Below are 21,425 nucleotides of genomic sequence, written 5' to 3'. Positions count from 1 at the left end.
CTGAAAGGCCGCCCATTACCGGAGACCAACATGGCAGATTTGCTCAAGAAACCATTCGGCACCCGTGGCAAGGTCCACGATATCACTCCGGCCAGCGCCGGGTGGCGTTATGTCGGGTTCGGCCTCTACCACCTGCGCGCGGGCGACAAGGCGGCCGAGGTCACTGGAGATCGTGAGGTCATTCTAGTCATGGTCGAAGGCAAGGCACAGATCACCGGCGCCGGGCAGGATTGGGGCGTTCTGGGCGACCGGATGAATGTGTTCGAGAAATCACCGCCTCATTGCCTCTACCTGCCCATCGGCACCGAATGGGAGGCCGTGGCCGAAACCGATTGCGTCATCGCCGTCTGCTCGGCCCCCGGCAAAGGCGGGCATCAGGCCCGGCGGATTGGGCCGGATGGCATCACTCTGACCGAACGCGGCAAGGGCGTGAACACGCGCCATATCAACAATATCGCGATGGAGAATGAAGACTACGCCGATAGCCTGCTGGTGACCGAGGTGTTCACCCCGAACGGTCATTGGTCTTCATACCCTAGCCACCGCCATGATGAGGATGACTTCCCGCGCATTACCTATCTCGAGGAAACCTATTACCACCGCCTCAACCCGGCCAACGGGTTCGGAATTCAGCGCGTCTATACCGATGACGGCCAGCTGGATGAAACAATGGCGGTTTCGGATGGCGATGTTGTGACCGTTCCGCGCGGCCATCACCCTTGCGGAGCACCCTACGGGTTTGAGATGTATTATCTGAACGTCATGGCCGGACCATTGCGGAAATGGCGCTTTGTTGCGGCCCCCGAGGTCGAGTGGATCATGGAGCGTGACGGATGACCCCAGAATTTGCCACCTATCCCAGCCTGAACGGCAAGACGGTTTTCATAACGGGCGGGGCTGGCGGTATCGGCGCGGAAACCGTGCGTGCCTTTGCGGCACAAGGGGCCAAGGTGGGGTTTCTGGACCTCAACGCGGATGCAGGCCATGAGTTGCTGGCGGAGCTGGAAGGTGAGCATGCCTTTGCCCAATGCGATCTGCGCGATATCGATGCGCTGCGCGATGCGCTGGAGCAACTGACCGAGGAACTGGGCCCCGCGCATGTTCTGGTCAACAACGCGGCACAAGATGACCGACATGACTGGCGCGAGGTAACTGCGGACTATTGGGATGAACGTATGGCGACCAATATCCGCCATATGTTCTTTGCCATTCAGGCGGTTGCCCCTGCAATGATCGAACGGGGCGCAGGCTCCATCGTCAATCTGGGGTCGAATTCCTGGTGGGAGGCCGGCGCAGGTTTCCCCGCTTATGCCACCGCCAAATCTGCGGTTCATGGTCTCACCCGAACCATGGCGCGCGAGCTGGGGGATCACCGGATCCGCGTGAACACTGTTGTCCCCGGTTGGATCATGACCCAACGCCAGAAAGACCTGTGGGTCACTCCCGAGGCGCTGGCGAAGCAGGTTGACCGCCAATGCCTACCAGACCCGATCGACCCGGTCTACGTGGCGCGGATGGTAGTATTTCTGGCCTCGGACGACGCCGCCATGTGCAGCGCCGGGAATTTCATGGTTGAAGGTGGGTCGATCTAGTTAAGTTCACCACGTCGCCTGCCGCTAGTCGCCTGCCAATCAATGGATCTTCCGAAGCCTGAAATCTTTATGGAGTACCAGATTGACTTTTTGGCAGATAATTTGGCACCGGAACGCCGCTTAGCAGGAACCTGCCGCCCAAAATTGCTCCATTGAAGAGCAGCAGAGTGAACAAAACAGCATTTCACTGCTTTTGCACGAACGACCACTTGTGCGTGAATCGACTAGAAAACGTGGATATCTTGTAGAACCAAGACTAACTGGCCGTGGCGTACCACGATTTCAAAAGTTGCGGTGAGGTCAGACCATTCTCCATCTAACGGAAGATCAAACGAAACAAACCCAACGCGGTATCTCGGTTCAGCGTCTTTCCATCGATCAACTACCCAGCGTGGTGAAGGTCCGCCTCTGGCCTCACAAATTTTGGAGATCCTATATTCGTGTTCTCCCGACTCGTGTGGTAAGCCATAACCTGCGACTACTGATCGAATTAGATCGGGTGTCCATGCATAGTGGCTGTCGTGCGCTGTGAGCTGATATGCTTCGGAGAACCGTTCTTCAGCGAGCATGTCGACCCACATTTTTACACCATCAAGCAGTTCTTCGTCACTTACTGTTTGCGGAAAGGTGAGAACACCATCTGGCACGGAGATTTCTGACAAGTGTTTGTATCCAGTCTTCTTTCTCGTTTTCAATAGCAGACATTTGCCTGAAGCGCAGCATCGATTACTTTAGACTCTTTTCCCTCTTTCGCCGACCGCAGGTCGAATGTTCGCTTTCTACGCTAGAGGGTCAAAAAAATGCATGAGGAAGGCAATCAATCTGACCACATGGTATAGATTGCTGAGCTATTCACATCCCGATCTAGCTACCGCTGAGGCGGTGCTCCAAAGGCCCGGATCACGGTGCGGGCGGCTGCCTCTACCGGGTCATGGGTCTCTTTCAGGATGGTCACGCGGTCAAACCCTTCGGGGTCACTATTCAAAGCGTCGCGTAAGGCGTTCCCGAAGGCCATGCGCAGTTCGGTTCCGATATTGAACTTGCAGATCGAGGTGCCTTGGGCCAAGCGCGTGCGCTGCTCGACCGGCACTCCCGAGCCTCCGTGGATAACCAGCGGAACCTCGGTCAGCGCGTCGATCCGGGCGATGCGGTCTTCGTCCAGACCGCCTTCCTTGTTCTGCTGCAGGTGGACATTCCCGACCGAGATCGCCATCGCATCCACGCCTGTTTCACGGGCGAATTGCGCGGCCTCCTCGGGGTCAGTTCCGTTCGAGCCTTCACCGCCGGAATAGCCGACGAACCCGATCTCACCTTCACAGGAAATCCCGGCCGCGTGGGCCATTTCGGCAATCGCGGCGGTCTCGTCGATATTCTGCTGCAACGGTTTGCGCGAGCCGTCGAACATCAGCGACGTAAAGCCACTCTCCAGCGCGATCTTGCAGTCCTCGTACGTGTAACCATGGTCCAGATGTGCCACTACGGGGACAAAGGCCCCCTCGGCCAGATGGCGGAACATTTTACCAAGGATGGGCAGGGGCGTGTGTTCGCGACAGCTGGGACCGGCTTGCAGGATGACCGGTGCGTTTTCGGCCTCGGCAGCGGCCACATAGGCGCGCATGTCCTCCCAGCCGAGGGTTACCAAACCGCCGACGGCATAGCCCTGTTCATAAGCCGGCTGCAGGACGTCTTTCAGGGTGACAAGGGTCATTTAAACTTCGCGATCATGTCTTTGATGCCCGGAATCGTCTCGACCTGATAGGCATGGGTGGGTTGGAAATACTGCACCAGCGATCGCTGCGTCAGCCCGCCGAGGATGGTGAAATAATACATCTCATATCCCGGCAACACGCAGCAGGGATGATAGCCCTTGTCGATACAAACGGTCGAGCCATCGACGATGTGATAGGCATCCCCCGGTTCGTTGTCTTCGCGCTGCAACATCTGCAGGCCCGAGCCCCAATTGGGTTTGAAACGGAAGTTATAGGTCTCGTCGTGGCGCGTCTCATCCGGCAGGCGGTTGGTGTCGTGTTTGTGGCTGGGAAAGCCCGACCAGCCGCCTTGGCCGACGGTGAACAGCTCACTCACCAATAGGCGGCCGACCTTATCCTGTTGTTTTTGCCCCAGGATATGTTTGATCTTGCGATGCGTTTTGGTGTCGTCGCTGCCGTACTGCACGAGGTCATGCTCGCGTACATCGAACGGGTCCAGAACCTTGTCATACTTGGCCCCGGCGATGAAAACCTCGGCCTCATCCGACACGCAGACCAGCTGCGTTTTGGCGCCAACCGGGACATAAACCCCCTCTGGCTCACCATCCCACACGTCCTCGCCCCGGTTGCCCAGTTTGGCGAATTGCACGCCTTCGACGTCAACATCCACGGAGCCGGTGGCGGGGGCGATGCAGGTCTCATAACCCGGCACCTGGTATTCGAACGCCTCGCCGCGCTTGAGTTTGACGATGTTGAAATAGTTCAGCGGAACCAGCGGATCGTCGACATTGACGATGGCTTTGTTTTGGTTGTCATGGGGCGCGATATGCATGGGGGCCTCCTATGTGGTCGGGCCGGGGTGGTCGGCCAGAAACGCATCCAGCTCGGGTGTCGTGGGCATGGCGGGGGCGCATCCGGGTTTCGAAACCACGATGGAGGCGCAAGCCGATCCGCGCATGACGGCTTCTTCTAGCGAATAGCCTGCGGCGACTGAGGCCAGCAAACCTGCCATAAAGCTATCCCCTGCTCCGTTAGGTTTGACTGCGGTAACCGGGTAGATGCCCGTGTGAATCTCATGGCCGTCCATCATCGTAACGGCACCTTTTTCACCCATCTTGTATATGACGATGCGGCCCGGCTTTTCGGCAAGTTCTTTGGCCTTTGCGAACCCTTTTTCGATACCGCCGGCCATGAAGCCGAATTCCTCGTCATTGCCGACAATCAGGTCGCTGGCCTCTCCGGCCCGGGACAGGACGTCGGCCGCCACTTCGGGCGATGGCCAGCTATAAGGGCGATAGTCGATATCGAAAATTATTGGCAACCCTGCGGCGCGGGCATTGTCAAAAGCCCGAAACGTGGCGCTGCGTGACGGTTCCGCGGCAAAGACAGTTCCGGCGGATATCACGGCTGAGAATGCCGAAAAATCGATCCGGTCCATGTCCTCTTCGGTGACTTGGAAATCGACTGCCCCATTGCGGTAGATGACGTTCTGAAAATTCTCGATCCGGCTTTCATAGATCGCCAGGGATATGCGGAATTCACCGCCGACAATGCGGATGTAAGAGGTGTCGACACCGTAGTGTCGCAGGCGGTTCAGACAGAATCGACCAACTGCATCGTCCGAGACCGACGTAACCAATGATGCCCGACTGCCGAGCTTGACCAGACCCGCGCAAATATTGGCCGACGATCCGCCGAGATCGGCATGGAACGTGTCGGCATCCTCGCTTTTGACGCCGATTGGATCGGCAAACATATCCATTCCGGCACGACCGAAAACCGCAAACCGATTTCCTTTGATGCCCTCGACCAAAGCGCTCACGTGATGTTCCTCCGGCGTAACGTCGTCGGCAAAGTTTGGACCTTGCGTTGAATCGATTCACACGATACTGATTTTGCAACCGGTTGCAAATAGTATGTTCGGAGCCGCGACAGATGCCTGAAATCGGAATTGGAATTGTTGGTGGCGGCTATATGGGCAAGGCGCATTCTGTTGCCATGTCCGCCGTGGGCGCTGTGTTCAACACTGCTCTGCGTCCGCAGCTCGAGGTGATTTGCGCCTCGTCCACTGAAAGTGCCGAACGATACCGTGCGGCCTATGGGTTCCAGCGCGCGACCGACGATTGGCGCGCTTTGGTCGAGGATCCGAAGGTCGACGCGATCGTCATCGCCTCGCCTCAGGAAACGCACCGCCATATCGCTGAGGCGGCCTTTGCGTTAGGTAAGCCGGTTCTGTGCGAAAAACCCTTGGGTGCGTCACTGGAGGACAGTCTGGCCATGACGCGCGCGGCCGAGGATGCCGGCGTGGTCAACATGGTGGGTTTCAACTATATCCGCACCCCTGCCAGCCAATACGCGCGCAAGCTGATTGCAGATGGTGAGATCGGCGACATCACCTGGTTTCGCGGTGAGCATACCGAGGATTTCTATGCCGACCCCGACGCCCCCGCCACGTGGCGCACGACCGGCATGGCCAACGGCACGATCGGAGATCTGGCCCCGCATATGGTGAACGGCGCGCTGGCGCTTATCGGCCCGATTGCGCAGGTCATGGCCGATGTCGAAACCGTTCATCGCACGCGCCCGGGCGGGGAGGTTACGAATGACGACCATGCCCAGATGATGTGCCGCTTTGAAAACGGTGTGATGGGCAACCTCTATTTCAGCCGCGTCGCGACAGGCCGCAAGATGGGTTATGCCTATGAGATCTCGGGCACCAAGGGCGCAATCCGGTTCGATCAGGAAGATCAGAACGCCCTCTGGCTCTATCGCCGCGAGGGGCCAGAAGGGCAGCGTGGCTTCACCAAGATCCTGACCGGCCCCGCCCATCCGGATTATGAGCCTTTCTGCCAGGGCCCCGGCCACGGAACAGGCTACCAGGACCAGATCATCATCGAGGCCAAGGATTTCCTGCAGGCCATTCACACCGGCAATCCGATCTGGCCGACCTTCCGCGACGGGCATGAGGTCAACCGGGTGCTGGCGGCTGCGCTGGCCTCGTCGGACCAGCGGCAGTGGAAAGATATCAGCGATTTTTGATCGCTCTTGCTCGGTAAAATTGAAGAGAGACAAAGACCATGGCAAAGCTGAAATGGGGCATGATTGGTGGCGGTGAAGGAAGCCAGATCGGCCCTGCTCATCGGTTGGGCGCGCAGGCGGACGGGATGTTCGAGTTCGCGGCCGGCGCTCTGGATCATCGGCCCGAGGTAGGCCGTGAATTTGCTCAGCGATTGGGTATCAACGCCGACCGCGCCTATGGCAGTTGGCAGGACATGCTGGCAGGCGAAAAAGACCGCCCCGACAGGATTGATCTGGTCACGATTGCCACGCCGAACTCCACCCACTTTGAAATAGCCAAAGCGTTTTTACAGAGTGGCTTCAACGTCCTGTGCGAAAAGCCTATGACCATGACGGTCGATGAAGGCGAAGAGATCGTGCGCGTGGCCGAGGCCTCGGGCAAGATATGCGCGGTGAACTACTGCTACTCGGCCTATCCGATGGTCCGGCAGGCCCGTGCGATGGTGCGGGCAGGAGATATCGGCAACGTGCGGTTGGTGGTGACCAATTTCAGCCATGGCCATCACGGCGACGCGACGGATGCCGAAAACCCTCGGGTCCGCTGGCGCTATGATCCGGCGATGGCGGGTGTCTCTGGCCAGTTTGCTGATTGCGGTATCCATGCGCTGCATATGGCCAGTTTTGTCTGTGATGATCAGGTGAAATCCCTGTCCGCCGATATGGCCTCGACTATTTCCAGCCGCGAGTTGGAGGATGACGCGATGATCAATTTCCGTACTGAAGGCGGCACAGTCGGTCGCTTGTGGACGTCGTCCGTGGCGATCGGGAGGCAACACGGGTTCGACATTCAGGTGTTTGGTGAAACCGGCGGTTTGCGCTGGGCGTCCGAACAGCCCAACCAGCTGATCTACACGCCAGTCGGAGGGCGCACCCAGATCATCGAAAAGGGCGAGGGTGGTCTGCATGACGAAGTGCAGCGCCTGTCTCGCGTGGCCATCGCCCACCCCGAGGGCTTCCCGCTGGCCGTGGCCAATATCTATTGTGATCTGGCCGATGCGATCCGAGGTGAGGCTCGAGACGGTCTGCCCGGCGCCTCAGACGGTGTGCGCTCGATCGCCGCCGTTCATGCCGCCGTCGCGTCAGGCAAAGAGGACGGCGCGTGGAAAGACGCTCGTCCGCCAATGTTCCGGTAATCACGGTCGGGGGCGCAGCGTGCCCCTCTCGATCACCCGGCAGGGGAAAATACGGGCCTCAGGGTATCTCTGAGGCTCTTTCAACATCTCCTCGACCAGATCCACCGAGGCGTTGATGATCTGTTTGATTGGCTGGTGAATGGTGGTCAGGTCGACGCTTTCCCAACGGGCCATTTCCATATCGTTCAGGCCAATGACGCCGATGTCGCGCCCTGGCGTCAGCCCATGATCCTTTAGGGCCGACAGCGCGCCAATCGACAGGATGTCATCGCCGCAGAAATACCCCTCGGCCGGGGTGTCGCCCAATAGCCGCAGCATCTCGGCCCTGCCAGCATCGAATGAGTAGTTCTGCGCGAAGGAATAGGATACCTTGAGGTTCGCATATTGCGCGGTTTCCTCGATGAACCCGCGATAACGGTCCATGGCCGAGGTCGCATCCTTCGGCCCCCCCAGATACCCGACGCGTTTATACCCCCGGGCCACTAGCTCTCGCGCGGCCATACGCCCGCATTCTACGTTGTCGATGCCTACTACATGCACCTCGGGCGAGGTGGCCGAGCGGCCAAAGGTATGCACGACGGGAACCCCAGCGTCGTGGAACGCCTTGGCAAAACTGGGGGGCAAGGTCGATGAAGCGACGATGGCCGCATCGACCGAGTATTGCCGCAACATCCGAACGGAATTGGCAGGCTCGGTCTCATCGGTCAGGTTCACGATCAAAGGACGCAGTCCGCGCTCCTGCAGGGCCCGTGTGAACTGGTCGAACACCTCCAAAAAGATCGGGTTGTGGAAGTTGTTCGAGATCAGCCCGATCAGCTTGGTCCGCCCCGTAGTCAGCGACGAGGCCAGCGCATTGGGGCTATAGCCCAGCTCTTTCGCGGCTTTTTCTACCTTGCTGCGGGTTTTGGCCGAGACCGAAGCCCCTTCGGTAAAAGTGCGCGAAACGGCTGATCGCGACACACCCGCCAGCGCGGCGACATCTTTGAGAGTGACGCTCATGGCAGGTGCCTTGCAGGCAAATGGGCGGGGATGGAGTTGGGCAGTGTCATGGTGACAGTATTATGCACCAAGACCGCATTGCTGCAACCGGTTGCAACAATGCCACAGGGATATCGGGCGAGGAGGCGCATCTTTCTAAAGAGGCATCTTGGGTGATGAGAGACACGAAACCCAACGAACCCATGTGATCGAATGGATTATGTAGAGGCCTTTAGCTGTGTAACCGACTACAAAATAGTTCTAGTGACCAAAGATCAGGCTATGCTTCCATCCCTTCCGCATTCTGGATCAGAGCGCGACATTTAATCTTGACCTTGAGGCTCAGTACGTGGGTGCAACCGAAAGGGCCATCGGATGATTGAGCAGGTCCGTCGCCGGTATCGCAAGTTGCACGACATCGCAATCATGCTGGGCACTGGGCTAATTGGAGCTTGGACGCCAACTCGGAAGAAAGGTGTTTCGGTTTGCCCAGGGCAAGCCGACCTGAGCTGCATTCGCGAGAACATCTCACTCGACAATGAAAGGCGGCCATTCGCAGCCGGGAAGGCAAGACATAAAGTGTAGCGAGGCATCCAAGTAGGACTGCGCAAACGTAGGCTTGCACAATCGTTGGAAATGGCCCTGTGCTAACTCGATTGGCGATGTATGACATTGACTCGAGCGATATGGGGTCTTTTAGGTGCTGCAACACGCACCCGTGTCTTTGATCCTATTCAATCGACTATGTGCACCGTTTCGCCTGTGACTACTGCCTGTTGCGCCGCTTGTCCCATTCTTACGGCCCAGAGGCCGTCGTTCAAACTCACGTCCGGTTGAGCTTTTTCGCCACGAAGCACGGCCAAGAAACCTTTGTGCTGATAGTAGGTCGACCCATTGTGATCCCCAGCCGCCAACAGGTTCGGGTCCACTGGAACGACCATTGATACAGGGCCTTTGGGATTGCGCGGACTAACGATTACGCGCGGAGGCGGAGGGGCACCCAAGTGGTCCTGCCAAAAGCGCACGGGTCCTGGAACCAGCGCCTCGATTTTGGCGTCCGGTCCGACGGCGGATATCTCTTCCTGATAGCGAGAGCCTTCGGCAAACATGCAAAGTTCCAACATCGCGCGCGCGCCTGAGGCAAAATCCACAAGAACATAGCCGTGATCCAGAATATCTGGGGTTTGACCATCGTAGCTCTCGTCCAAATGGTTCACCGCCTGTCCTCCACTTGCGGTTATGCGCACCGGGTCGGATTGCAATATCAGACGCATAAGGTCGAAGAAGTGGCAGCATTTTTCGACGAAAGTTCCGCCAGTATTGCGGTTGAAGCGGTTCCAATGGCCGACCTTGTCCAGGAACGGAAAACGATGCTCGCGGATCGATAGCATTTTTATACCACCGGCCACCTGAGCCTTCTCGATCAGAGCAGCAATAGGGGGCATGTACCGGTATTCCATCGCAACCCAAATCGGGCAAGGGTAGTCGCTCTGCAACTGCTCGAGTCGGGCCACGTCTTTCGGGTCGGTGAATAATGGCTTTTCTACCAAAAGCGGAAGCGGACGTGTTTCCGCAATTTCGTAAATCTGGTCCACATGAAGATGGTTTGGGCTAACAATGACGACGCAGTCCAGTTCTTCAACCGCCAGAAGCTCTTGCACGGAACCCACCATGGCCGCATTTGGCGCAATTGCCTTGGCGGCATTTGCCATCTCTGAATCGGGCTCAAAGATCGCTGCTACATTGGTGCCTTCCAGCAATCTGATATTGTGCAGGTGCTCTTGCCCCATCATGCCGCATCCAATTAGCCCGTAATTGATGGTCCGGGTCATGTGCGATTCCTTTTACTTCAAACGTTGTACGTAGTTGGCCCGATCTGGGTCGAACCATGTTTTTGAGAATTCAACGGGTTCGGCATTTTCCGACCAGCTGAACCGCTCGATGTAGCCTACCGTTTGGCCCGCTGGTTTGGTGAAGTCAGGAGGTGTCCAGTCCGGTAGCGGTTGGACCGAGACTCTGTCTTCGGCCCTTGCGATCCAAAAGCCCAATTGGCGCTGATAGTAGCGGTAGAGTGAGTCGGACAGCAGGCTCTGGTCGATCAGGCCCGCTGATTCGTCGAGCCAAATTTCTTCGACTGCGATGATTGTATCATTCAGGTAGCGCATTCGCCGGACGCGCGAACCGGCATCAGAAGCCCCGAATTTCGGCAGATCGACGGGCTTATTCAGATGGTCAACTGAAAGGATATCCGCACGTGGCAGGCCTCCACCTTCAGGTAGTTCCAGCCTGAACATTGCATAGACGCTATTTTGTGTGCCGGTTTCGCGGATGTAGTTGCCCGAGCCCTGGATACGCTCCAACATCCCTTTTTTTTCTAGCTCCGAGAGCGATTTTCGGAGAGTTCCGACCGAGACATTCAACTCCGCCGCCATCTCACGCTCGGGCGGTAAACGCTCACCATCAATAAGGCGCCCAGCCGCGACGTCGCGGATCAGAAGTTCCGCGATCTGAATATATACCGGCAGGGCATTTGGGTTTCGGTTGGAGGCAGGCACAGAGGACGCTTCACTCGGTCGCAGGAAAAATTGATACACTATTGATCTACATCAAAGCGATTGCTACGCAAGAGGAAAGTCAAAGATATACGGAGCGTGAATCAAATGAGCATCGTCCCCATCACATCCCCCGATCTGGATGCGGCCGAAGTTTCGTGGTTTGCCGCGCTGTGTTCCGATGATTACCAGTTCCTTGGCGTACCCGATGGCGACCTGCGGTCGAGTTGGGAGCATTGTTCCGGCATTGTGAAAGAGGCCGAAGCGCAGGGCTTCCGCAACATCCTATGCCCGTCCTCCTATCAGGTCGGTCAGGACACGCTGAGCTTTGTCGCGGGCTGCGCCCCAATCACCGACCGGATCAACCTGCTGGCTGCTGTACGCTGTGGCGAGATGCAACCGATCATGCTGGCCCGCACCATTGCAACGCTGGATCACATGCTGAAGGGGCGGTTGACGGTCAACATCATCTCCTCCGACTTTCCCGGTGAGAAAGCCGACAGCGCGTTCCGCTACCAGCGCTCGCGCGAAGTGGTCGAGATCCTTAAACAGGCCTGGACACAGGATGAGATCAATCATGCGGGTGAGGTCTACAACTTTTCAGGCCTGACGACTGACCCGGCCAAGCCTTATCAGACCGGAGGCCCGCTGCTTTATTTTGGCGGCTATTCTCCATCCGCTTTGGACCTGTGTGGCGAGCATTGTGACGTATACCTGATGTGGCCCGAAACCAAGGACCAACTGGCCGAGCGGATGAAAGCCGTTCACGCGGTCGCTGAGAACTACAATCGCACACTGGACTACGGCCTGCGCGTCCACATGATCGTTCGCGATACCGAGGCCGAGGCGCAGGAATATGCGGACTACATCGTCTCGAAACTGGATGACGAATATGGCCGTGCAATCCGGGAACGGGCGCTGGACGCGACCTCGCTAGGCGTGGCGCATCAGGCCAAGAACCGTGATCTGGCCGATGAATATGGTTATGTCGAACCCGGTCTCTGGACCGGCGTTGGCCGTGCGCGTTCGGGCTGTGGCGCAGCGTTGGTCGGGTCGACCGATCAGGTTATGAGCAAGATTGAAGAATACCAAAAGATGGGCATCCGCGCCTTCATCTTTTCGGGCTATCCGCACATGGATGAAGCCAAACACTTCGGCGCCCGCGTGCTGCCCAACCTGAAAACCTGTTCGCTGCCCGAAGCTTATGGGCGCGTGCCTGCAACTACACCGGCGACCCCGCTGGGCAACGGAGTTCGTCGCTGATGCAACGTGTGCAACTATCTGACTCGCTGGAAATGAGCCGCCTTGTCTATGGCATGTGGCGCTTGGGCGACGATGCAGACACATCGGCGGCGCATGTCGAAGCCAAGATTCAGGCCTGTCTGGATCAGGGTATCACCACCTTTGATCAGGCCGATATCTATGGCGACTACGGGGCCGAGGCGGTTCTGGGCAAAGCCTTGCGCGCCAATCCCGGTCTGCGCCAGCGGATGGAGATCGTCACCAAATGCGACATCGTCGCGCCCTGTGGCCGTTATGCGGATGCCAAGGTGAAATACTATGACACCTCGCGCGCGCATATCGTGAAATCGGTGGAGACGTCCCTGTCCGAAATGGCGATTGACCATATCGACCTGCTGCTGATTCACCGCCCTGATCCCATGATGGACCACCATGAGACCGGAGCGGCTCTGGACGAGGTCGTCGCGAGCGGCAAGGTCGGCGCGGTCGGCGTGTCGAACTTCCGGCCTTGGGATTGGTCCCTGCTACAATCGGCGATGAAAACCCAACTGGTCACCAACCAGATCGAGGTCTCTCTTGGCGAGATCAGCCCCTTCACCAATGGCGATCTGGCTTTTCACCAGCAACATGGTCATCCGCTGATGGCGTGGTCGCCGTTGGGTGGTGGCTTATTGATGGCTGGAAACCCGCCGGTGGGCGTTGTCGCGGATGAAATCGCAGACGAGTTCGGCGTGGATCGCGCCGCGGTTGCCGTGGCCTTCTTGTTGGCGCATCCGGCCAACATCCTGCCAGTTCTGGGCACCAACAATCTGGATCGGATCAAACGCGCCTCGGACGCGTTGAAAGTCAAACTGGATCGTGAAAGCTGGTACCGCCTCTATGAGGCGGCGCTGGGGCATGAGGTACCATGATGAATGCAATCTCAAAGGACATGACCCACACCTTCGTTCCGCATAAGGACGACACCCGCACTCTGCGCGACGCCTTCGGCCGCTTTGCGACCGGTGTAACCATCGTCACCTGCGACAGCGCCGATGGCCCTGTTTGCATTACAGCCAACAGCTTTTCGTCGCTTTCATTGGATCCGCCCCTGATCATGTGGGCGGGCGACCGCAACTCGCGCCGTTTCCCTTATTTCCACAAAGCCCGTCATTTCAGCGTGCATGTGCTGTCCTCTGAACAGGCCGAGCTGTGCTTTGGCTGCTCGAAAGACGCCTTTGCGCTGCGCGATATCGAGCATGAGCGGTGCGAAAACGGAACGCCGATCCTGCCGGACTGCTTGGCGCGGTTCGAATGTGAACAACACGCGTATCACGATGCGGGCGATCACGTTATTGTGGTGGGAAAGGTTCTTAAGGCCAGCATGGCGGATGGAGACGCGCTGACCTTTTACGCCGGGAAACTCGGCCAATTCGCGCAGCACTAAGCGCGATTTGACGACCGCGGGGCAAACCCGCGGCTGAACAAGGGAGGATCCGCATGAGCGGACTGGCATCGGTGCTTGCACCGATTGCATTCGTGAACGAAACCGTGCTGCGTCTGGGCCGCGCGGTTGGTGTTGTTGCGATTGCACTCATGGTGATCGCAATCCTGATACAAGTGTTCTTCCGATACGTGCTAGGCAATGCTTTGCCTTGGCCGGATGAGGCTGCGCGGTTTTGCATGTTGTGGATGACCGGCCTTATGGCCCCCACCGCGTTCCGGCGTGGCGGCTTTGTAGCCATTGATATGCTGGAGCGCTTTCTGCCGCGCTTGATCGGCCAATCGCTGAACCTATTCCTACTGCTGGTTTCGCTCGCCGTCTTGCTGGTCGCGGTCAATATCGGCTGGTCTGAGGTCACTGGCTTTGGCGGCAGATTCGCCACCGCTGCGCTATACATACCCACATCCTTTGGGTTCGACGAATGGTACCGCATCCCCCGCAGTTGGATGATGGCCTCGTTGCTGGTGGGGATCATCCTTCTGATTTCGGTGAATATCGAGCTGATCCTGCGATCCTTCTTCACTCTGCTGGGCGGGGGTCACCTGTTGCCCGAAATTCCTGACGCGGCAGTGGGGGCCGAATAAATGCTGATCTGGTTCCTGCCCACCTTCCTGGTTTTCCTGCTGATTGGCCTGCCGGTCTTTTTCGCCCTTTTGGCCGCGCCCGGTATCCTGCTGTGGTTGAACGGACAGACTAACGACATCACGCTGCTCTATCGAAATGTCTATAACGGCATGGACAGCTTCCCGCTGATGGCGATCCCCTTCTTCATGCTGGCCGGAGAGCTGATGAACCGCGGTGGGATCACCATCCGCCTGGTCGAGTTCAGCCAGGCTCTGATGGGCCACCTGCGCGGCGGTCTTGCGCATGTGAACGTCCTCAGCTCGATCCTCTTCGCGGGCCTCTCGGGGTCCGCCGTGGCGGATACCTCGGCGCTTGGGTCGATGCTGATCCCGGCGATGGAGAAACAGGGCTACACCCGCAAATTCGCCGCCGCGATCACGGCGGCCAGTTCGGTGATCGGACCGATTATCCCTCCTTCGGGCATCATGATCATCTACGCTTATGTCATGGGCGAAAGCGTCGCCGCGCTGTTCCTTGCAGGCATTGTGCCGGGCGTGATGGTCGGCGTAGGCCTGATGCTTATGATCAAACTCATGGCCGACCGCTACGATTTCCCCGTTGCCAGCCGCAAATACACATGGCCCGAACGACGTCAGGCCAGCCTCAAAGCCTTCTTCCCGCTGATGACGCCGGTGATCATTCTGGGCGGCATTCTGGGCGGCATCTTCACACCGACCGAGGCCGCCGCCGTCGCCGTGGGCTACGCCTTCATCATCGGCTTCTTCGTCTTGCGCACATTGACTTGGAAAGAAGTGCCAGAAGTTCTCAGCAATGCAGGCATGACCTCGGCCGTTGTCCTGCTGCTGGTCGGCGCGGCGATGGCGTTCAAGACGGTTGTCAGCCTCAGCCATGCGCCGGAACAACTGGCCTCGCTGATCCTGAGCCTGTCGGAAAACCCGCTGATCCTGCTGTTTCTGATCAACCTGCTACTGTTCATCGTCGGCATGTTTCTGGATGCAGGCCCCGCGATCATTATCCTTGGTCCGATCCTTGGCCCGATCTTCACCAGCCTGGGCGTCGACCCGATCCACTTTGCTATCATCATGAGCGTCAACCTGACCGTCGGCCTCGCCACACCTCCAATGGGCTTGGTGCTGTTCGTGGCCGCCGCCGTATCGCGCGAGCGGGTCGAAACCATCGCCAAGGCGATCCTGCCGTTCCTGGCCGTCGAAATCATGGTGATCTTCCTGATCACCTATATCCCCGCACTATCCATGACGATCCCGAAGATAACGGGATTTGCCAACTAACTGAGTTCCACAGGGAGGAAACGCATGCTCAGAGAATTCATCAAAACCGCAGCGGTGGCCACATCGCTTGTGGCCGCATCCGCCATGGCTGCTACGGCCGCTGACTACACGCTGCGCGCCACCGCAAACTCGAACGAAAATGACGAAGACTATGATGGTCTGATCGTCTTCAAGAACTATGTCGAGGCCGCCTCGAACGGCGCGATTGAGGTCGAGCTGTTCATCGGCACCCAACTTTGTTCGAACGGCGCGGAATGCCTGCAAGGTGTGGCCGATGGCACGATCGACATCTATATCTCCACCTCGGGCGGGGCCTCGGGCATCTTTCCTTACGTGCAGGTTCTGGACCTGCCTTACTTGATGGCCGATGACCGCATTGCCGAGCATGTTCTGTCCGGCGATTTCACCCGCACCATGCGCGATATGGCGCTGGAGGATTCCGGCGGTGCGATCCGCCTGATGACCATCGGCAACACAGGCGGCTGGCGCAACTTCGCCAACACTCAGCGCCGCATTGCCGAGCCTGCCGACATGGAAGGTCTGAAAATCCGCACCGTGGTCGCCGACCTGCCGCAGGAACTGGTCAAAGCGCTGGGCGCTTCTCCGACACCGATCCCATGGCCGGAACTGTTCACCAGCTTCCAGACCGGTGTGGTTGAGGGCTCCAAGAACGGCATCACCGACATCATGGGCATGAAATTCCCCGACGCGGGTCTGCAATATGTCACGCTGGACGGCCACGCCTATATGGGCGCGCTGTGGTGGATGAATAACGCCAAGTTCCAGGAGATGCCTGAGGACATGCGCCGCGTCGTGGTCGACGGTTTCTATGCGCTGCAACAGGCCACCTTTGCCTCGCCCAAGCGCAAGTCGATCCAGGCGTATGAGGATTTTGTCGCCGGTGGCGGAGACCTCTACGTGCTGACGCCCGATCAGAAGGCAGCGTTCAAAGAGGCCGCAACCCCGGTGTATGACTGGTTCCAGTCCAACGTTGCCCGTGGGGACGAAATCTTTGGTGCGTTGACCGAAGCGGTTGCTGCGGCTGAGGCCGATGTAAACGCCTCACGCGATGCGGATCTGAACTAAGTACGTAGGCCGGGCTTTATGGCCCGGCCCTCACCGAAACGGGTACATCCACCCTTTGTAGTCGTTGACCAGCACATGCGCCCTTTCGATCTGCTCTGGCGACATTCTCTTGACCACTTCCTCAAGGCTGATCGCCGCATCGGGGTCGCCGCCGATAGCGCTGAGCGTGTACCACATGTATGCGCGCACCAGATCGGGCGCGGGCATGCCCAGACCCAATTCATAGTACCAGCCAACGCCCGACTGAGCCCCCGGATGCCCCTTCATCGAGGCGCGCAGATACCATTCAAAGGCGCGCTCATAGTCCTGCTCGACCCCGAGACCCAGCCCGTACATCACGCCGATCAACTCCTCAGCCTCGGCGTTGCCCGAGCGAGCTGCTGGAAGAAGCTCCTCGCGCGCGGCTTCAAACTGTCCGGCTTCCATCATGTCGCGCGCTTGCTCCAGTTCCGCCAGAGCCGGAGACGCAAATATGCAAAGGGCGAAAACAAGCTGACGCATGGGCTGGTTGCTCTCTTCTGGGTTGGGGCCGCTGCGGCACAGGATTTGCCGCGACCGCTCACCGATGATGACTTTATCCCATTTGATATGGAACAGGCCGCCGTTGGTCATCAACTGTTTTACGACCCGATCCTGTCGGGCAACCAGAATATCAGCTGCGCCCATTGCCACCACCCGGATTTCGGCACCTCTGACGGGTTGTCACTGGGCATAGGAGAAGGCGGGCAGGGGTTGGGACTGGACCGCACACCTGGCACCGGGGCAGACAGAATACGCAAACGCATCCCTCGCAACTCTCCGGGCTTGTGGAACCTTGGGGCCAAGGAAATTCACACAGTCTTTCACGACGGCAGGCTGAGTATTTCAGACGTCTACGGCAACGGCTTCAATTCCCCAGCGCAGGAGTGGCTGCCTGAGGGCCTGAATTCCCTGCTGGCGGCACAGGCTCTGTTTCCCCTGACCTCACAATTCGAGATGGCGGGCAATGTGGCCGAGAATGAGGTCACTGGTGCGGTGCATGATCGGATCGACAAAGGCTGGCCTATTCTGGCGAAACGCGTCCGCACCGATCCACGCTATGGCCCGGCCATCGTCGCCGCCTTTGACGAGGTCGAGACGCCCGAAGACATCACGATTACGCAAGTCGCCAACGCTCTGGCCGCTTTCATGGCGATCGAGTGGCGGAGCACCGACAGCCCGTTTGATCACTACCTCGCGGGTGACACGAATGCCCTCTCGCCGGCCCAATTGGATGGGATGAAGCTTTTCTACGGCAAAGCCCGCTGCTCCAGCTGCCATGCCGGACCGCTGATGTCAGATCAGAAGTTTTATGCTTTGGGTTTGCCGCCCTTTGGACCGGGCCGCACCCGGCAGTGGGATCCCTTCGTCCGAGATGTCGGCCGCATGGGTGAAAGCAACCGTCTAGAGGATGCCTATAGGTTTCGCACACCTATGTTGCGCAACGTTGCCCTGACCGCGCCCTACGGTCACAATGGAGCCTTTCCCGATCTGGAAAGCGTCATTCGCCATCACTTGAATCCGCAGGCAAGCCTAGACAGTTGGACGCCTGAAATGGCTGCATTGCCCGAGGTGCCATGGTTTCAAAAAATCGATTTCATAGTGTGGGAGGACGAATATGAAATGGAGCGTCAACGCAATAAAAGTGACATTGTTCCGGTCCAACTCACAGAGTTGGAAATTCAAAACCTGATTGCTTTTCTGCAGTCGTTGACAGGAAGTAGCGTGGGGTCATTGGAGTTTGGGGTACCTAAAGGATTTATGCCTTAGCCATACCTCACATCGGCAATGCACTGTCAGAGAAGTCATACTTTGCTGTCCTTCTTGGTTGTCCCTTCCGAGGAGATCTTGGGCCGAAATGATCTGCAGGGAAAAGGACTCTGACGAGCGGCGCGAAACAAAACAATCCAGGCACTTAAAAGGGTATCAAACCAACTTAACCTAACAAGACCCGCATAGAATCTGACGCACCGTTCTTGTGGGAGACATAACTCCGGTACGCGGGGAATTATCCCACTGCGATCCTTTAATAGGGTTCCAAAAATCTGTCGCAAATTCTTGACGACCTGCACTTCCTATGGAGGGAGCAAGCAGTCCAAGGCGTTACAACGAAATTACGCACCAAGGCGGAATTTGGTCGGTGTCATTCCGGTTTGACCCCGGAAAAAGCGCGTGAAATGGGACTTGTCTGAGTAGCCAAGGAGTAGACCGATCTCAGCAATTGTCATCTTGTCATCTCTGAGGTGCTCTTTGGCGACATCGACACGCAGCCGTTTTATTTCGCGGGGGAGTGTTGTGCCTTGTTGTTGAAGCGCTTTCAGAAATCGTTCCGGCTGTATTCCCAGTAGTCCGGCCACAACCTCTGGCCCGAGATCAGTTTCATCCAGTTTGTCGCGTAGGACGGATCGCAAAGCGGCCACCACCGTTACTTCTTCGTTTTGTCGAGCTGAGGCAATAGGTTTGGCAGAACCCTCAGAGGCATGGTGCAGAAACAACCATTCGACAGGAAAACTGATTTGCATTCCGGGGTCAGGTCCCAAGCCAACTTCGATCCCTTTGTAGTTGACCGGTAGACCCGTAATATAACGGCTTTCCCATCGCACACGCGAAGAATCCCAGGATTCTCCGACGACAGTCTCCAGGAGCCGTACATAGATTGCGGCTCCAAAACCGGTCACTTGAATGGGTGGGACAGCGGGTTCCTGTTGCCTCTCGATACGATAAGTTGCTTTGTCTGCTTCGATGACAAGGCTGTGCCGCACAGAATTGGACTCCTGCGGGACAAGCCCAACAAAGCGGGTAAAAAACTCGAACAGAGAATTTGTTGATTGCAGGGCCTGAGCAAATGGAGGCCATTCCTGCAGGTCAAAAGTCTCTCCTACATTCAGGCCAAGGTATCGGTCCCCGGACACGTCTGAGAAGGCATTTAGCAGACCGTAAACCAGCTCTGAGTGGACATAGACAGAAGGGTCAGACAACAGTTCGGACTTCAAGCCGACCTGATCCAAGGCGGGTTGCGGATCGAGTTCGCGGTCGGTGAGATACTGCAGAAACGGAGCTGCCAATGCGAGGCGAATGAACCCTTCGCTGTGCTCTTGAGAGGTGGAGTTGAACGGCAATCTCGTAACCCTTTCAGGATCAAATGCTGTGATCAGTGGCCATTTTTGCAGTCACATTCGAACATCCTAATGCGAAACTGGCAACCGAGGCAAAACTTTCCGGGCTACAGTTGGCAAAACACGAATATGAAGGGAGTACTTATGTCCGGTCTGCGAATGTCTCTTTGCTCGGCGGCAATTGTCGCCGCAGGTCTCTCTGTTTCAGCGCCCGCACAAGCTCAGGATCAGGAAGAACCCCAAACGCTGTTTACCAACGTGCATGTCTTCGACGGTGTGAATGAACAGCGTATCGAAAATGCCAGCGTTCTGGTCGAGGGCAACCTGATCAAGGCCGTCTCAACCGATGCGATTGATGCCCCCAATGCCACGGTCATTGACGGAGAGGGGCGGACACTGACCCCCGGGTTTATCGAACTGCACGCGCACCTGATGCTGATGGGGCCGACTCTGCCTGCGATGGAGGCCAACACGACTTGGGAAGATTTCGCGATTCACGGCGCTCGGATGGCCGAGATGTATTTGATGCAGGGCTTCACCACAGTCAGGGACGCAGGTGGTGCCAATGGCGGGCTGCGCCGCGCAATTGACGCAGGCCAAATTGAAGGACCGCGTTACTTTCCATCCGGTGCATTTATCGGAACGCGCGGCGGTCATGCTGATTTCGCGAATTTCACCGCTCCACCGGGCTCAGAGACCAACATGAGCCGTCTGAACTTGGCGCAGGAGGTGAGCGGTGTCGACGACGTCTATAGGTTTGCGCGCAACAATTTCCGTATGGGTGCGACCCAGTTAAAGTTCATGCAATCCGGCGGTGTCGTTTCGGCCTTTGACCCATGGCAACTACTGGCTGGATCGCCTGAGGAAATCAGGGCCGCTGTGCAAGTAGCCAATGAGTATGGCAGCTATGTCATGGCGCATTCCTATCGCAAAGAAGCGATCCTGAGTGCGCTTGATGCAGGTGTGATGTCGATCGAACACGGCTTCTCGTTTGACTGTGAAATTGCCCAAGTCATGAACGAAAAAGGGGCGTATATCACCACCAACCTGACGGCATTCGATCCCGGCTTGCTTGATATTCCGGCGGTGGCCAGCGTGCCCGCAAGCCTTGCCAAAGCCAAATCTGCCTCAGCCACATTTGCAGGCTATATCGACAACATGAAGGAATGCCCGGTGAAGCGAGGGTTCCAGACCGACTGCGTTGGTTCGGTTGAGGCGTGCAATATCCAGATTGCTTATGAAAAGCACCTGAACAATGAGTTTTTCGGGCCCTACACTTCGATGGTCACACTGACGTCGACGGGTGGCGAGGTAGTCGCTTTGTCAGGTGACTTCATGAACCCGTATACCGCTGGAAAACTCGGTGTGATCGAAGAAGGCGCCTATGCGGATATCCTGTTGATCGACGGTAACCCGCTCGAAGATTTCTCGGTTGTTGGTACGGGTGATCAATGGTTCGGCGCCGACCCGAGGCCTGAAAGCCCTGATACGATTCGACTGATCATGAAAGATGGCGTTATCTACAAAAACACACTGAATTGACCTGTCTAAGTAGCCGGAGAGA

At 57.5% G+C, this 21,425-nt stretch carries 21 protein-coding genes; 12 read left to right on the top strand and 9 right to left on the bottom strand.

The features are described 5' to 3' along the window. The first annotated feature begins 30 nt into the window (after positions 1-30). Together iolB and ACR0C3_RS09570 are read left to right on the top strand one after the other, a co-directional pair. Positions 31-837, top strand: coding sequence for a 5-deoxy-glucuronate isomerase (gene iolB, locus ACR0C3_RS09575; RefSeq protein WP_480758213.1), 807 nt, complete (start codon positions 31-33; stop codon positions 835-837). After that, positions 834-1,592 carry an SDR family NAD(P)-dependent oxidoreductase gene (locus ACR0C3_RS09570; RefSeq protein WP_480758212.1) on the top strand — a complete coding sequence of 253 codons (759 nt, stop codon included), beginning with the start codon at positions 834-836 and terminating at the stop codon, positions 1,590-1,592. Before iolB ends, ACR0C3_RS09570 begins: the two co-directional genes overlap by 4 nt. A gap of 224 nt (positions 1,593-1,816) precedes the next feature. Here ACR0C3_RS09570 and ACR0C3_RS09565 read toward each other — a convergent pair whose 3' ends face one another. The 4 genes from ACR0C3_RS09565 to iolC form a co-directional block, all read right to left on the bottom strand. Continuing rightward, positions 1,817-2,254 carry a hypothetical protein gene (locus ACR0C3_RS09565; protein ID WP_480758211.1) on the bottom strand — a complete coding sequence of 146 codons (438 nt, stop codon included), beginning with the start codon at positions 2,252-2,254 and terminating at the stop codon, positions 1,817-1,819. A gap of 206 nt (positions 2,255-2,460) precedes the next feature. After that, the gene (locus ACR0C3_RS09560) at positions 2,461-3,300 is read right to left on the bottom strand and encodes a class II fructose-bisphosphate aldolase (protein WP_480758210.1); all 840 of its coding nucleotides are present in this window, start codon (positions 3,298-3,300) and stop codon (positions 2,461-2,463) included. Then, on the bottom strand, positions 3,297-4,133 hold the full coding sequence (locus ACR0C3_RS09555) for a 5-deoxy-glucuronate isomerase (protein WP_480758209.1): 837 nt from the start codon (positions 4,131-4,133) through the stop codon (positions 3,297-3,299). The genes ACR0C3_RS09560 and ACR0C3_RS09555 overlap by 4 nt, the downstream gene beginning before the upstream one ends. 9 nt (positions 4,134-4,142) lie before the next feature. Next, positions 4,143-5,123 carry a 5-dehydro-2-deoxygluconokinase gene (iolC, locus tag ACR0C3_RS09550; RefSeq protein WP_480758208.1) on the bottom strand — a complete coding sequence of 327 codons (981 nt, stop codon included), beginning with the start codon at positions 5,121-5,123 and terminating at the stop codon, positions 4,143-4,145. Between the two features lie 113 nt (positions 5,124-5,236). On the opposite strand from iolC, the gene ACR0C3_RS09545 reads away from it, so the two are divergent. Both ACR0C3_RS09545 and ACR0C3_RS09540 read left to right on the top strand, forming a co-directional pair. Then, positions 5,237-6,340 (top strand): Gfo/Idh/MocA family protein, encoded by a 1,104-nt coding sequence (locus ACR0C3_RS09545; protein WP_480758207.1) that lies wholly within the window; start codon positions 5,237-5,239, stop codon positions 6,338-6,340. A 38-nt stretch (positions 6,341-6,378) separates the two neighbouring features. After that, positions 6,379-7,512, top strand: a complete 1,134-nt coding sequence (locus ACR0C3_RS09540) for a Gfo/Idh/MocA family protein (RefSeq protein ID WP_480758206.1) — start codon at positions 6,379-6,381, stop codon at positions 7,510-7,512. Here ACR0C3_RS09540 and ACR0C3_RS09535 read toward each other — a convergent pair whose 3' ends face one another. The 3 genes from ACR0C3_RS09535 to ACR0C3_RS09525 all read right to left on the bottom strand — a co-directional run bounded on the left by ACR0C3_RS09535 (position 7,513) and on the right by ACR0C3_RS09525 (position 11,045). Beyond that, positions 7,513-8,511, bottom strand: coding sequence for a LacI family DNA-binding transcriptional regulator (locus ACR0C3_RS09535; protein WP_480758205.1), 999 nt, complete (start codon positions 8,509-8,511; stop codon positions 7,513-7,515). A 713-nt stretch (positions 8,512-9,224) separates the two neighbouring features. Next, positions 9,225-10,322: a Gfo/Idh/MocA family protein gene (locus ACR0C3_RS09530; protein WP_480758204.1), complete on the bottom strand. Its 1,098-nt coding sequence runs from the start codon at positions 10,320-10,322 to the stop codon at positions 9,225-9,227. A gap of 12 nt (positions 10,323-10,334) precedes the next feature. Then, positions 10,335-11,045: a GntR family transcriptional regulator gene (locus ACR0C3_RS09525; protein WP_480758203.1), complete on the bottom strand. Its 711-nt coding sequence runs from the start codon at positions 11,043-11,045 to the stop codon at positions 10,335-10,337. A gap of 105 nt (positions 11,046-11,150) precedes the next feature. On the opposite strand from ACR0C3_RS09525, the gene ACR0C3_RS09520 reads away from it, so the two are divergent. From ACR0C3_RS09520 to ACR0C3_RS09495, 6 genes are read left to right on the top strand one after another with little or no spacing between them, the layout of a single operon-like run. Next, positions 11,151-12,305 (top strand): LLM class flavin-dependent oxidoreductase, encoded by a 1,155-nt coding sequence (locus tag ACR0C3_RS09520; RefSeq protein ID WP_480758202.1) that lies wholly within the window; start codon positions 11,151-11,153, stop codon positions 12,303-12,305. Beyond that, entirely contained in the window at positions 12,305-13,195 is an 891-nt protein-coding gene (locus ACR0C3_RS09515; RefSeq protein WP_480758201.1) for an aldo/keto reductase, read from the top strand. Before ACR0C3_RS09520 ends, ACR0C3_RS09515 begins: the two co-directional genes overlap by 1 nt. Beyond that, positions 13,195-13,710 (top strand): flavin reductase family protein, encoded by a 516-nt coding sequence (locus tag ACR0C3_RS09510; protein ID WP_170487878.1) that lies wholly within the window; start codon positions 13,195-13,197, stop codon positions 13,708-13,710. The genes ACR0C3_RS09515 and ACR0C3_RS09510 overlap by 1 nt, the downstream gene beginning before the upstream one ends. 53 nt (positions 13,711-13,763) lie before the next feature. Then, positions 13,764-14,351 (top strand): TRAP transporter small permease, encoded by a 588-nt coding sequence (locus ACR0C3_RS09505; protein WP_480758200.1) that lies wholly within the window; start codon positions 13,764-13,766, stop codon positions 14,349-14,351. Continuing rightward, the gene (locus ACR0C3_RS09500; protein ID WP_480758199.1) at positions 14,352-15,641 is read left to right on the top strand and encodes a TRAP transporter large permease; all 1,290 of its coding nucleotides are present in this window, start codon (positions 14,352-14,354) and stop codon (positions 15,639-15,641) included. It abuts the gene before it with no gap. Positions 15,642-15,665: 24 nt separating this feature from the next. Continuing rightward, positions 15,666-16,727 carry a TRAP transporter substrate-binding protein gene (locus ACR0C3_RS09495; RefSeq protein WP_480758198.1) on the top strand — a complete coding sequence of 354 codons (1,062 nt, stop codon included), beginning with the start codon at positions 15,666-15,668 and terminating at the stop codon, positions 16,725-16,727. A 30-nt stretch (positions 16,728-16,757) separates the two neighbouring features. On the opposite strand, the gene ACR0C3_RS09490 is transcribed toward ACR0C3_RS09495, so the two are convergent. Continuing rightward, the gene (locus ACR0C3_RS09490) at positions 16,758-17,228 is read right to left on the bottom strand and encodes a tetratricopeptide repeat protein (RefSeq protein WP_480758485.1); all 471 of its coding nucleotides are present in this window, start codon (positions 17,226-17,228) and stop codon (positions 16,758-16,760) included. 87 nt (positions 17,229-17,315) lie between these two features. On the opposite strand from ACR0C3_RS09490, the gene ACR0C3_RS09485 reads away from it, so the two are divergent. Then, on the top strand, positions 17,316-18,515 hold the full coding sequence (locus tag ACR0C3_RS09485; protein WP_480758197.1) for a cytochrome-c peroxidase: 1,200 nt from the start codon (positions 17,316-17,318) through the stop codon (positions 18,513-18,515). 344 nt (positions 18,516-18,859) lie between these two features. On the opposite strand, the gene ACR0C3_RS09480 is transcribed toward ACR0C3_RS09485, so the two are convergent. Further along, positions 18,860-19,864, bottom strand: a complete 1,005-nt coding sequence (locus ACR0C3_RS09480; RefSeq protein WP_480758196.1) for an AraC family transcriptional regulator — start codon at positions 19,862-19,864, stop codon at positions 18,860-18,862. A gap of 126 nt (positions 19,865-19,990) precedes the next feature. Here ACR0C3_RS09480 and ACR0C3_RS09475 point away from each other — a divergent pair, with 126 nt between their 5' ends. Continuing rightward, complete coding sequence (locus ACR0C3_RS09475) at positions 19,991-21,403, top strand: amidohydrolase family protein (protein ID WP_480758195.1); 1,413 nt, start codon at positions 19,991-19,993, stop codon at positions 21,401-21,403. Positions 21,404-21,425 lie beyond the last annotated feature (22 nt).

This window comes from Ruegeria sp. CK3 (assembly GCF_056536565.1).
Note: the sequence above shows the minus strand (reverse complement) of the source record. Positions and strands in the feature narration are given on the sequence as shown.